Source organism: Clostridiisalibacter paucivorans DSM 22131 (assembly GCF_000620125.1).
Taxonomy (GTDB): Bacteria; Bacillota; Clostridia; order Tissierellales; family Clostridiisalibacteraceae; genus Clostridiisalibacter; species Clostridiisalibacter paucivorans.
Genome location: NZ_JHVL01000009.1, coordinates 51,952 through 65,321 on the forward strand (window position 1 = coordinate 51,952; position 13,370 = coordinate 65,321).

Genomic DNA, 13,370 nt, shown 5'->3' on the forward strand with positions numbered 1-13,370 from the left:
CTTATGAAAGGAAAAATTCCCAACTCATATGTACTACTATTTTTTATAATTATAATTCTAGGATTAGCATCTTATGTAATTCCTGCTGGTAATTTTGCTAGACAAATAGATGTAGATACAGGAATAAGTTATGTGATACCAGATAGTTATAGACTTGTGGAAAGAACCCCCGTATCTATTTTTGATTTGTTTAAGGCAATTCCTGATGGTATGATACAGGCAGGGGATATTATTATATTTGTATTGATAACAGGAGGTAGCTTTGGGATAATACAAGCTACAGGTACTATAAATGCAATTATTAGCAATGTAGTTAAAAAATATGTAGGTAAAGAGAAAAAAGTAATTCCCATAGTTATGATTATATTTTCTATAGCTGGAGCAGTTTTTGGTACAGCAGAAGAGGCATTACCATTATATCCAATGTTGGTAGCCTTATCGTTGGCATTAGGATTTGATAGAATGACAGGGGTGGCTATGGGCTTATTAGGGGCTGGGGCTGGATTTGTTGCAGGATTTTTGAATCCATTCACGACTGGAATAGCTCAAGGGGTGTCGGAGTTACCACTGTTTTCAGGCATGTTTTTAAGGGGAATAGCTTATGTGATATTCTTATCAACAGCAATAATCTTTGTATATAATCATGCTAATAGTCTAAGGAATAATGAGTGTTTAGACAATCCCAATGAAATAGGTTATAGTAGTGATTTTAATTTTAACAAGATACCTTCTATTTCAAGAAAGCATATAAAAGTAATATGTGTATTAATTTTATCTTTTGTTTTTTTATCTATTGGTATAATAAAGATGAAATTTCACATATTAGAAATATCTACTACTTTTTTAATAATGGGTTTATTATGTGGTATAGTTGGAGGAATAAATTCTGGAAGATTAGTAAGTGAATTTATGAAGGGAGCTTCAAATCTTATATATGGTGCGTTAATAATAGGAGTTGCCAAAGGTGTAATGGTAGTAATGGAATATGGTAATATAATGGACACTGTTATATATCAATTGTCTAAAATAGTAATGGGGGTATCTCCAGTAATTAATGCAATATCTATGTTTATTGTACAAAGCATAATAAACTTATTTATATCTTCGGGTAGTGGACAGGCAGCTGTAACTATGCCTATAATGAAGACATTGGCAGATATGTCAGGAATAAGTAGGCAGACAGCGGTCTTAGCTTTTCAATTTGGAGATGGATTTTCTAATATAATAAGTCCTACGTCAGGTTATTTTATGGCTGCATTGGCTATTGCGAGAGTAGATTGGAGGAAATGGGCCAAGTGGTCATGGCCGTTATTTATAATATGGTGTATAGAGGGATGTGTTATTATATCCATAGCTGTTGCAATAAAATATGGACCTTTCTAAATTTATTGGAATATTTAACATATAGATAGTAGGTGTTTTTATGGCAGGAATTAATCAATATAATATAGATATAGAGGTATTAAAGGCGTTAGCTGATGAGACTAGATTGGAGATTTTAGAAATGTTAGGTAGTAAAGAAATGAATGTAAATGAAATTGCATCTAACAGTAGTGTATCTAGACCTACAATTTCTCATCATTTACAAATATTAAAGCGGGCAGGGGTTTTAATATCTAGAAAAGAAGGTAAAGAAGTATATTACTCTGTAAATATGTATACACTGACTTCTTTATCTGAATCTTTACTTGAATTTGTAAGCTTCGGCTCATTTTAAAATCGTTTATTTTTTAATTTGATATAGTTCAAAGAATATGTTTATGTTTTTAAACATATAAACATATTTAGATGATGCATTATTAGTGCATCTTAATTTTAAGGTTTATATGTTTATGATTTTAAACATATAAACCTATTTTGGAGGTGTTAATATGAAGAGTAAATTTCCATGATATTTAATCAATAACGAATCTATATATTTTTACAATAATTATGTTTATATGTTTAATCATATAAACATATAATTTAATTTTACAATGGAGGGATATTAAATGAATTTATTAGATTTTATTAGCAAAGAAGAAATTTTGAGTTTAATAACAGATTTAATCAGAGTTGAAGGACATAAGGATACGGAAAAAAGGGAGTCTGATGTTGCACGTTTTATAAAAAACTATTTTGAAAAAGAGGGCATTAGTACTGAGATTGACATAATAGAAGAAAATAGGCCTAATGTATATGGTTATTTAAAAGGCAAAACTGATGGAATTAATTTGATGTTTAATGGACATATAGATACTATTCCTGGTTTTACTATGGACTATCCTCCATTTCAACCTTTTGTGAAAGATGGGAAGATATATGGAAGAGGTTCTGCTGATATGAAAGGTGGAATTACTGCAATGTTATCCGCTATGACTGCAATAAAAAGAGCTGGAGTAGACTTAGATGAAACAGTTATGTTTGCTGGAGTTATAGGGGAAGAAGAGAGGTCTAAGGGAACAGAACATTTACTTAAAATTAATATAATTCCTAAGAATGTAGTTATAGGTGAGCCTACTGATTTAGAAGTGTCTATAGCACATAAAGGAATGGAATGGATAGAAGTAAAATTTAATGGAAAATCTACCCATGGTAGTAGGCCTCATGAAGGAATAAATGCTGTATATGCTGCATCAGAATTTTGCAAATTGGTTCGAGAAGAATTACAGCCTAAGGTAGAAAAACAAGAGTTTCCATTATTAGGACATGGAACAATAAATGTAGGACTAATAAAGGGAGGAGATGATCCTAATATAGTACCTGACACATGTTTAGTACAAATAGACAGAAGATGGCTTCCTAATCAAACCCTAGATGGTATTCATAATGAAATCAAGGAAGTAGCACAAAAAGCAGTAAATATAATAGGTGGAACTTTTGAAGTTAGGGCTATGAGAGAATTTACCGCGTCTATGATAAATGCACCCCACAGCATAAAAGAAGATGATGAATTAGTTGAGAACTTATTAGATATAACGGAAGATGTTACTGGAAAGCCCAAAAATCCAGTTGCATTTCCAGCATGGAGTGATGCAGGGTTATTGGGAAATCATTCTGATGCAAAGTGTGTAGTATTAGGCCCAGGAAATATTGTTCAAGCTCATGCTAATGATGAATTCTGTGATATAGAACAAATTTGCCAAGCGACTGAAATATACTTTAATTTAATATTAAAAATGTGTAAATAGGGGGAAAATAGATATGAAAAAGATAAAGATACCACATACTTATGCACTTTTATTTTTTATAATTATTTTAGCTACAGTTATGACATATATAGTGCCAGCTGGTGCATTTGATAGAGCAGAAGATCCTGATACAGGTAGAATATTTGTTGTTGCAGATAGTTTTCATGAAGTAGAAAAGAGTCCAGTAACACCATTTGGATTATTTAAAGCAATACCTAAAGGGATGGAGAAGTCAGGATATATTATATTCTTTGTTTTAATGATAGGTGGATCTTTTGGTATATTACAAAAAACAGGGGCTATAGATGCAGGAATTGCAGGAGTAGTCAGAAAAATGGAAGGGAAAGAAAGGTTAGTAATACCTGTAACTATGTTTATATTTTCTCTAGCTGGAGCTATGTTGGGATCGGCAGAAGAGATGTTGCCTTTCTATCCAATAGTAATATCATTAGCTTTAGCATTGGGTTTTGATACTATAACAGGAACAGCGATGGTATTATTGGGAGCAGGAGCAGGATTTGCAGGGGCATTTTTGAATCCATTTACTATAGGTATAGCTCAAGGTATAGCTGGGTTACCTTTATTTTCGGGAATTGGATTTAGATTATTAGCATATGTCATCATATTGGGGATTACGATAACATACGTGATGAGATATGCAGGTAAAATACAGAAGAATCCTGAATCAAGTTTAACATATGAAGAAGATAAGGCCTACCATAAAGAATTTACTATTGATGATATGCCTGAGTTTACTACAAAACACAAAATGGTTTTAGTAGTATTGGTAATAGGACTGACAATATTAGCATTTGGTGTAGTAAAACTAGGGTTTTATGTAACTGAATTAACAGCTATGTTTTTAATTATAGGTGTATTAGCTGGTATATTAGGTGGTTTGAGTATAAATAATATAGCTGAAGCGTTTGTAGATGGGGCTAAGGACTTAGTGTACGGCGCATTAGTTATTGGATTGGCAACCTCTATAATGGTTGTTATGGAAGAAGGAAATATAATGGATACTATAATATATAGTATGGCAAACATAGTAAAGGGATTACCACCAGCATTAAGTGGCATAGGGATGTTTGTTGTACAGAGTTTAATGAATTTATTTGTTCCATCAGGTAGCGGCCAGGCAGCTGTTTCAATGCCTATTATGGCACCTATGGCTGATGTTGTGGGTATAACTAGACAGACTTCAGTGCTTGCTTTTCAATTTGGAGATGGATTTTCCAATGTTATTTCACCTACATCGGGTTATTTTATGGCGGCATTAGCAATAGGTGGAATAAAATGGGACAAATGGGCTAAATGGATGTTACCGTTATTTGTTGTATGGACAGTAATTGGTGCAACATTAGTAGCAATATCTGTAATAATGGGATATGGTCCATTTTAGAATGCAAATAAGTTAGTAGTTATAGTTAACTACTGACTTATTTTATATTCTCATAAACTATGTGAAATGTTCCTTTATTTTTTTATGAAAACCTCTGAAGTATAAATTTTATTGCAATACAAATAATATATGTATAATACATGAAATGGAGGGATTTGTGTGGCTAATGAAACCCAGTTAAGGCAAGTAGCATTGAGATGTAGCCAATATGAACTAAATGCTAGGGGAAGTATTGAATCATCTATTGGCGTTATGGGAGAGGAAGTTAGGAGCTGTGAAAACTGTAAACACTTTACTGAGGATAAAAAATGTGATATAAATCTTGTAGATGAAATAATATCAAATATGGATGTAAAGGGCGACTCTTAGTAAGAGTAGTTCCTAGTTCTTAGCTCTTAGTTGTTAGGAAAGAAGGGGGCTAGCGGCCCCCTAAGAACCAAGAGCTAAGAACCAAGAACCAAGAACTAAGAGCCAAGAACCAAGAACTAAGAGCCAAGAACCAAGAAAGGGAGGTTTTCACATGGGCAATGACATATTGACCATGGCCATTGAGACTTCTTGTGATGAGACATCAGTGGCTATTGTTAAAAATGGTAGAAATATATTATCTAATATAATATCTTCTCAAATAGAATTGCATAAAAAATTTGGTGGAGTAGTGCCGGAAGTGGCATCGAGGAAACATATAGAAAATATAGATATGATAGTACAACAGGCTTTAGATAAGGCAAAGATTACCTTCAAAGATATAGATCACATAGCTGTAACTTATGGGCCTGGTCTAGTAGGGGCTCTATTAGTAGGACTTTCTACTGCCAAGGCATTGGCTTATGGACTCAATATACCATTAGTAGGTACTAATCATATAGAGGGCCATATATCGGCTAATTTTATAGAACATAAAGACCTTGAACCTCCTTTTACATGTCTTATAGTGTCTGGTGGACATACCCATTTAGTTTATGTAGAAGATTATGGAAGCTATAAGATATTAGGAAGAACTAGAGATGATGCAGCAGGAGAGGCATTTGATAAGGTGTCTAGATCTCTAGGATTAGGGTATCCTGGAGGACCTATTATAGACAAGCTATCGACCAAGGGAAACAGCAATGCCATAGATTTCCCCAGGGCATATTTAGAAGAAGACAGTTTAGATTTTAGTTTCAGTGGGCTAAAGTCTGCTGTATTAAATTATTTGAACAATATGAAACAAAAGAGACAAGATATAGTTGTGGAGGATGTAGCGGCCAGTTTTCAGCAAGCAGTTGTAGATGTGCTTGTGGATAAGTCGATAATTGGAGCTAAATTAATGGATACAGATATAATAGTGATGGCTGGTGGGGTAGCTGCTAATAGTGGTCTTAGGAAGGCTATGGAGGAACGGTGTAAAAAAGAGGGGATTACATTGAAATATCCATCTAAAATATTATGTACTGACAATGCTGCAATGATAGGATGTGCTGGATATTATAGGTATAGAAAGGGACAAGTATCCGATTTGACATTGAATGCGATGCCGAATTTAAAATTAGGTTAAAATTAATCACAATTTGTTAACATTGTGTAAAAGTAAAAAACAAGAATCTGTGGATAATGTTAAAAACAAGGTTGTCCATAGCAATAATGTCATCGAAAACTGTGGATAAATGTGTGGATACTGTGTATAAGTTGTGAATTTAAGGGGATAATAATATTTTATCCCCTTGATAATGAATATTTGGTTGCCTTTTGTAATGATAGTGCCAATGATGAGGCTATTAAGATTTTTATTATATCTGGTATTATGAAGGGAACAATAGTTAACACTATAGACTGAGTTATAGTATTACCTGTTAGGATGGAAAATTGTACACATCCTAATACATATATTACTAATAATCCCATAGACATACCTAAGAAATTTTTTATAATTGTTGCTTTGTCATTATTATTTTTATTAAATTCTATAATTTTTCCCGTTATATAAGCTGCTAAAGGGTAACTTAATAAGTATCCTCCAGTAATGCCTGTAAGTATTTGGAGTCCACCGGAAAAATGTGCAAATACAGGTAATCCTATAGCTCCCATAGAGATATATACTATCTGAGATATAGCTCCCAATCTACTTCCCAGAACTGCTGCAGATAGAAATACAGCTAATACCTGCAAAGTAACAGGAACTGGAGAGAATGGAGTTGGAATAGATATTTGTGCACATACTGCAGTAATAGCTGCTAAAACACCACATAAAACCATTTCTTTAACCTTCATATAAAAACCCCTTTCAATTTACTTGATAATTGTATTATATATAGATACCCCCACTATTGTCAACCAATTTTAAATTAATGGTTAACAATAGTGGGGGTAAGTATGTTGTTACTCGTTTATATCCATCCATTTTTCGTATAAATCGTCTAAATCTTTTTTTATATTCATGGATTTTTTATGGAGTTTTACACTTTCTTCAGGATTTGAATATATATCTGGTTGACACATTAAATTATCGATTTCTTTAAGTTTTTCTTCTTTTGAAGCTATTTCTGATTCCAATGTTTTTATAGCTTGTTTCATTTTTTTCTTTTCCCTAATCAATTCTCTTTCCCTTTTTTTTGCGGCTTTTAATTGTGTTTTGGTCATCTGTGGTGCTTCGTCATCCTCAATAGTAATAGAATTTTTCTTTTCTAAATAGTAATTGTAATTACCTAAATATTCTTCCATACCGTCTTTATTCATTTCTAATATTTTGTTAGTAACTTTATTTAGAAAATATCTATCATGGGATATTACTAATAATGTACCTTGGTAATTTATCAATGCATCTTCTAAAACTTCCTTGGATTCTATATCTAAGTGGTTTGTGGGCTCGTCCATAAGAAGGAAGTTTGATTTAGATAACATAAGTTTAAGCAAAGAAATACGGCTCTTTTCACCACCACTTAATTCTCCTATCTCTTTGAAGATATCATCTCCATAAAATAAAAACTGAGCCAATAGTGTTCGTATTTGATAATGGTCTAATTTAGGATTTTCATCCCATATTTCATCTATTATTGTTTTATCTGGGTTTAAATGGGTTAATTCTTGGTCATAATATCCTATATGAACATTGTGACCTATGTCTATAGATCCTGCAGAGGGTTTTAGCTTTTTCATTATTATTTTGAATAGAGTAGATTTTCCTACACCATTTGGTCCTATAATTCCTGTTTTTTCTCCTTTGTATATGTTGAAGGATATATTTTCAAATATGCCCTTATTATCAAAGGATTTTTTTATATTGTCTACACTTAAAATGTCATTTCCACTTTTAATTTTAGGTTCGAATCTAATTTTGGCTCGTTTTGAATCCGAGGGAGGTCTTTTTACTTTGTCTATTTTATCTAAAAATTTTTGTCTACTTTGGGCTTGTCTAATGTATCTTTTGCCACCATAAGACATAAATCTATTTATAATTTCTTTTTGCCTTTCTATTTCCTTCTGTTGTTCTGTAAATTTTTTTTGTAATAATTGGAGTTCTGCTTTTCTTTTTTTCATATAAGTTGTATAATTACCATTATAGGTTTTAATCTTTCCATGTTCTAAGTGAAATATCTTGTCCACTGTGGCATCTAGAAATTGCCTATCATGGGATATGATAAGAGCAGCTCCTTTGTAATCTTTAATGTATTTTTCAAGCCAATCTATTGCTTGAAGGTCTAGGTGATTTGTAGGTTCATCTAATAGTAGAATATTGGGTTTTTTTAAGAGTAGTTTAGAAAGGACTAATCTAGTCTTTTGTCCTCCGCTTAGTTGGTTTACTGGTTGATTAAATTGAGAGTCAGAAAAACCAAGACCTTTTAAGACCCCTTTGATTTCGCTCTGATATCCGTAACCATTTTTATTGGAAAATTCTTCAGACAACTTCCCATACTCATGCATAAGAGATTGAAGGAGTTTGGAATCAGGATTATTACTTTCAGCACTTATTTGTTTTTCTAAATTTCTAAGTTTTGATTCCATATTAATTAATGGGGTAAATATATCTAGGGCTTCTTCAAACACAGTCTTATTGCTGGATATTTGAGAATTTTGCTCTAAATAGCCTATTTTACAATCTTTTGAGATGTACATATTGCCTGAATCCATGGATATTTGATTAGTTAATATTTTGAACAATGTGGTCTTGCCAGCGCCATTCAATCCAACTAATCCGACTTTTTCAGTATCATTTATGGCGAAGGTCACATCCACCAATATTTTCTCTATTATATAACTTTTTGATATATTATTACATGACATTACAATCATGGGAAATCCTCCTCTGTACTTTAAGTTTACTATAATATTTTATCAGAAAGACTAAATAAATGAAATCTAAAGCTTTGATATAAGTAAAACATATAGTATATAAGCAAATGTTATTGACTTAAAAATAGACTTTGATATATAATTAACATAAACTGTAACTTCGATAATGAAATGCTATAAATATATGGTTAAATTAAATATAAAATTGTGATAAAAAAATAAAGTAGGTGATGAAAGGTATGAATAAGAATGTATCAATGGCTGTCATAAGACGATTACCAAAGTATTATAGATATTTGACAGAATTATTAGAAAAGGATATAACGAGAATATCTTCTCAAGAATTAAGTAAATTAACAGGTTTCACAGCTTCTCAGATAAGGCAGGACTTAAATAATTTTGGTGGATTTGGACAACAAGGTTATGGATATAATGTTGAGGAGTTACAAATTGAAGTAGGTAAGATATTAGGATTAAACCGTATTTATAAGACTGTATTAGTTGGAGCAGGAAATCTAGGTCAGGCAATAGCAGATTATAGAGGTTTTGAAGAAGCAGGATTTAAGTTATTAGCGTTATTTGATAAAAATCCAAAACTTATTGGACTACAGATTAGAGGTATAGAAATAAAAGATGTAGATTACCTTGAGGATTTCATAGTAGAAAACGGAGTGGAAATAGGAATAATATGTACTCCAAAGGAAGGAAGTCAGGAGGTAGCTGATATGCTATCAAGGAGTGGCATAAAGGGCATATGGAATTTTGCACCTGCAGATTTGAGGGTTCCAGAGGAGATAATTGTAGAAAATGTACATTTAAATGAGAGTTTATTTACATTATCATATTTATTGAAACAACAGACAGAGAAGTAGACCATCATGATTGATGGTCTAAATATTTATTCAAATGAATTAAAAAGGGATAACTGGAGGGGATAGGAATGAAAGTCAATGAAATTATGACAAAAAATCCTATTACAATAAAGAAGTATGAAACCATAGAAAAAGCCGCTTCTGTAATGTTAAATAATAGTATAGATGGTATTCCTATAGTGGATGATCAGAATAGATTAATAGGACTTTTTACGAAACAGGACCTATATAGAGTGGTAGAGAAAGGTATTAGTTTCAAGGATTTTGTCAGTGGGGTTATGCATAAAAATGTGGAATATGTGACAAAAGATAAAGATACTAAAGATATGTTAAATATAGAGATGGGAAGATTACCCGTTGTGGATAAAGAAAAAAATGTCATAGGAATAATAACTAAAACTGATTTGTTAAAGGCATATTATAAAATGACTAATCATATGACTGAAGAATTTGAGGCTATATTTAAATGTACCCACAATGGGCTAATAGTTGTAGATAGAAATGGCAAGGTAACAAATGTAAATAAATCAGGGTTAAGATTATTAGGACAAGAAGAAAAAAATGTCATAGGGAAGAATGTTAGTCAGTGGATATCTTGTAAAAAGATATTAAAGGTATTAGATGAAGGAGAACCTCAAATAGGTAATAGATGTGCTATAAATGGATTTAATGTAGTTATGAACATTACTCCATATATGAGAAACGATAAAATTGGAGGAGCTATAGTCGCATTAAATGATATAACTGAACTTCAAGAGACAGTAGAAAAACTGAATGATGAGAAACACCTTACTCACGTACTGAGAACTATATTAGAAAATGCATATGATGGCATTGTAGTCATTGATAAAAATAGAAGGATAACTATGATAAATAATTCATATGCCAAATTTTTAGAAAAAACTCCAAAACAACTTATAGGAAAAGATGTTACTAAAGTAATAGAAAACACTAGACTTCATATAGTGCTTGACACTGGTGAAGCAGAAATAGGAGAAATTCAAAAGATAGGAAGTAATAATATAGTAGCTATGAGAATCCCCATAAGGGAAAATGAAAAGGTAGTTGGCGCTATTGGAAAGATTATGTTTAGAAATCTCCAAGAGCTAAATTCTTTGGCAAAAAAATTAAATAATATGAAAAGTGAATTGAATTTCTATAAAGATGAACTAAAGAAGGAGAGAAGTACAAAATATTCTTTTGATGATATACCTGAAAAAAGTGCTAGGATAAGAGAAGTAAAAGATTTATCAAAAAAGGCATCAAAAAGTAATTCTACCATATTGATATTTGGAGAGAGTGGTACAGGGAAGGAGCTATTTGCTCATAGTATACATAATGCCAGTGATAGACATTTGGGACCATTTGTAAAAATGAATTGTGCAGCAATACCCCACAATCTATTGGAGTCTGAACTATTTGGATATGCAGAAGGGGCTTTTACTGGCGCGAAGAAAGGTGGAAAAATAGGTAAATTTCAATTGGCCAATGGTGGAACTATATTTTTAGATGAAATAGGGGACATGTCTATAAATATGCAGGCCAAACTATTGAGGGCATTACAAGAAAAAGAGATAGAACCTGTGGGGTCTAATGAATCTATAAAAATAGATGCTAGAATAATATCGGCTACAAATAAAGATTTAAATAAACTTATTGAGGAAGGAAAGTTTAGAAGAGATCTATTTTATAGATTAAATGTAATAAAGATAACGGTGCCTCCACTGAGAGAGAGGAAAGAAGATATCGAAGAATTAGTTAAAATACTTTTGAAAAAGTTGACTGGGCAGTTAGGTAAATATGTTTTAGGGGTTACAGATGAGGTTTTAGAAATATTTAGAACGTATAATTGGCCAGGGAATGTTAGAGAATTGGAAAATGTTATAGAGAGGGCAGTTAATTTAGCAGAGTTAGGAGACATGATTAGACCAATACATTTGCCTCCTCATATATTACAAAGAGATAATAAGAATACCCATGATTCATTTTCTTTGAAGTATGCGGTTGAAGATGCAGAAAAAAATGCAATAATTAAAAGTCTTGGATTGACAAAGGGAAATAAAGTTAAGGCAGCAAAATTATTAGATATAAGCAGGTCAACTCTATATGAAAAAATAGAAAAATATGGACTATAAAATCATGTGTACTTAATGGGACATATGTACGGAAAACCATACAGATGGCTTGTTATGGATTTAACAACAATGGTTGGAGGGTTGTTTAAAAAAAGATATCTTCAAAGTGTATGAAATATATACACTTTTCCTATTTTATCCTTAAGAATAACAGATAGGATTTTATAAATTTAAAAAAAATTAATCTAAACAAATTAGTTGAAATACCTAAAAAGAGAAGAAACTAGATATTTTATTAACAAGCTTTTTCAAATTGGCACAATGTATGCAGTATAATATAGGCGAAAGGAAAAAAATTTGAATATTAAGGGTTAAATTTCTTCTTTAGAAATAAGTTTAATCCTAGATAAGCAAAAATATAAGGAGGGAAAGTAAATGAATTTCACTTTGACTAAAGAGCAAGAAATGGTTAAAAAAGTTATGAGGGAATTTACTGAAAAAGAAGTTGATCCTATTGCAGCTGAAATTGATGAGACAGAAAGATACCCAAGAGAAACAGTTGACAAGATGGCTAAATATGGAATGTTGGGTATACCATTTCCTAAAGAAGTAGGAGGAGCAGGTGGAGATGAGGTAGCTTATGCTATAGCTATCGAAGAACTTTCAAAAAGATGTGGTACAACAGGAGTTATTCTTTCTGCACATACTTCATTGGGAACATGGCCAATATATAAATTTGGTACAGAAGGACAAAAGGCTAAATACCTTAAGAAATTAGCTTCAGGAGAATGGTTGGGAGCTTTTGCACTAACTGAGCCAAATGCTGGTACTGATGCAGCGAGCCAACAAACTATAGCTAAATTAGAAGGAGATCATTATGTACTAAATGGTTCAAAGGTATTTATTACTGGTGGAGGTCAAGCAGATGTATATATAGTATTTGCTATGACTGATAAATCAAAAGGTACTAGAGGAATTAGTGCATTTATAATTGAAAAAGATTTCCCAGGATTCTCAATTGGTAAAATAGAAGATAAATTAGGAATTAGAGGTTCACAAACTTCTGAGTTGATATTTGAAAATTGTATAGTACCAAAGGAAAATCTACTTGGAAAAGAAGGTAGAGGATTTGGTATAGCAATGACAACACTTGATGGTGGTAGAATCGGTATAGCTGCTCAAGCATTAGGTATAGCTCAAGGTGCTATTGATGAAGCGGTTAAATATATTAAAGAGAGAGAACAATTTGGTAGACCAATATCTAGCTTCCAAGGACTTCAATGGTATATAGCAGAAATGGAAACTAAGGTAAATGCAGCTAGATGGTTAGTTTATAGTGCAGCTTATAATAAAGCTAATGGTTTACCATATGGTAAAGAAGCAGCTATGGCTAAATTATATGCAGCAGAAGTTGCTATGGAAGTAACTACAAGATCAGTACAATTACATGGTGGATATGGATACACTAAAGATTATCCAGTAGAAAGAATGATGAGAGACGCTAAGATCACTGAAATCTATGAAGGTACTTCAGAAGTTCAAAAGATGGTTATAGCAGGTAATGTATTAAGATAGTTATAAA

Annotated in this window: 11 protein-coding genes; 9 read left to right on the forward strand and 2 right to left on the reverse strand. The window is 32.1% G+C overall.

Features of this window, described 5'->3' with window-relative positions:
- The first annotated feature begins 3 nt into the window (after positions 1–3).
- The 6 genes from Q326_RS0105610 (at position 4) to tsaD (ending at position 6,109) form a co-directional block, all read left to right on the forward strand.
- Positions 4–1,383 carry a YfcC family protein gene (locus Q326_RS0105610; protein WP_026894477.1) on the forward strand — a complete coding sequence of 460 codons (1,380 nt, stop codon included), beginning with the start codon at positions 4–6 and terminating at the stop codon, positions 1,381–1,383.
- Positions 1,384–1,423: 40 nt separating this feature from the next.
- Positions 1,424–1,717, forward strand: coding sequence for an ArsR/SmtB family transcription factor (locus tag Q326_RS16815; RefSeq protein ID WP_051531202.1), 294 nt, complete (start codon positions 1,424–1,426; stop codon positions 1,715–1,717).
- Between the two features lie 274 nt (positions 1,718–1,991).
- Positions 1,992–3,170: a M20 family metallopeptidase gene (locus Q326_RS0105620; RefSeq protein WP_026894478.1), complete on the forward strand. Its 1,179-nt coding sequence runs from the start codon at positions 1,992–1,994 to the stop codon at positions 3,168–3,170.
- Between the two features lie 13 nt (positions 3,171–3,183).
- The gene (locus tag Q326_RS0105625; protein WP_026894479.1) at positions 3,184–4,572 is read left to right on the forward strand and encodes a YfcC family protein; all 1,389 of its coding nucleotides are present in this window, start codon (positions 3,184–3,186) and stop codon (positions 4,570–4,572) included.
- Between the two features lie 159 nt (positions 4,573–4,731).
- Positions 4,732–4,941 (forward strand): hypothetical protein, encoded by a 210-nt coding sequence (locus tag Q326_RS0105630; RefSeq protein WP_026894480.1) that lies wholly within the window; start codon positions 4,732–4,734, stop codon positions 4,939–4,941.
- A 151-nt stretch (positions 4,942–5,092) separates the two neighbouring features.
- Positions 5,093–6,109 (forward strand): tRNA (adenosine(37)-N6)-threonylcarbamoyltransferase complex transferase subunit TsaD, encoded by a 1,017-nt coding sequence (gene tsaD, locus Q326_RS0105635; RefSeq protein ID WP_026894481.1) that lies wholly within the window; start codon positions 5,093–5,095, stop codon positions 6,107–6,109.
- A gap of 158 nt (positions 6,110–6,267) precedes the next feature.
- On the opposite strand, the gene Q326_RS0105640 is transcribed toward tsaD, so the two are convergent.
- Positions 6,268–6,822: a biotin transporter BioY gene (locus Q326_RS0105640; RefSeq protein ID WP_026894482.1), complete on the reverse strand. Its 555-nt coding sequence runs from the start codon at positions 6,820–6,822 to the stop codon at positions 6,268–6,270.
- Positions 6,823–6,930: 108 nt separating this feature from the next.
- A complete protein-coding gene (abc-f, locus tag Q326_RS0105645; protein ID WP_026894483.1) occupies positions 6,931–8,841 on the reverse strand; it encodes a ribosomal protection-like ABC-F family protein in 1,911 nt (636 codons plus the stop codon).
- A gap of 239 nt (positions 8,842–9,080) precedes the next feature.
- Here abc-f and Q326_RS0105650 point away from each other — a divergent pair, with 239 nt between their 5' ends.
- From Q326_RS0105650 to Q326_RS0105660, 3 genes are all read left to right on the forward strand, one after another.
- Complete coding sequence (locus tag Q326_RS0105650) at positions 9,081–9,713, forward strand: redox-sensing transcriptional repressor Rex (protein ID WP_250160311.1); 633 nt, start codon at positions 9,081–9,083, stop codon at positions 9,711–9,713.
- A 68-nt stretch (positions 9,714–9,781) separates the two neighbouring features.
- On the forward strand, positions 9,782–11,848 hold the full coding sequence (locus Q326_RS0105655) for a sigma-54-dependent Fis family transcriptional regulator (RefSeq protein ID WP_026894485.1): 2,067 nt from the start codon (positions 9,782–9,784) through the stop codon (positions 11,846–11,848).
- A 375-nt stretch (positions 11,849–12,223) separates the two neighbouring features.
- Positions 12,224–13,363: an acyl-CoA dehydrogenase gene (locus Q326_RS0105660; RefSeq protein ID WP_026894486.1), complete on the forward strand. Its 1,140-nt coding sequence runs from the start codon at positions 12,224–12,226 to the stop codon at positions 13,361–13,363.
- The last annotated feature ends 7 nt before the right edge of the window (positions 13,364–13,370 follow it).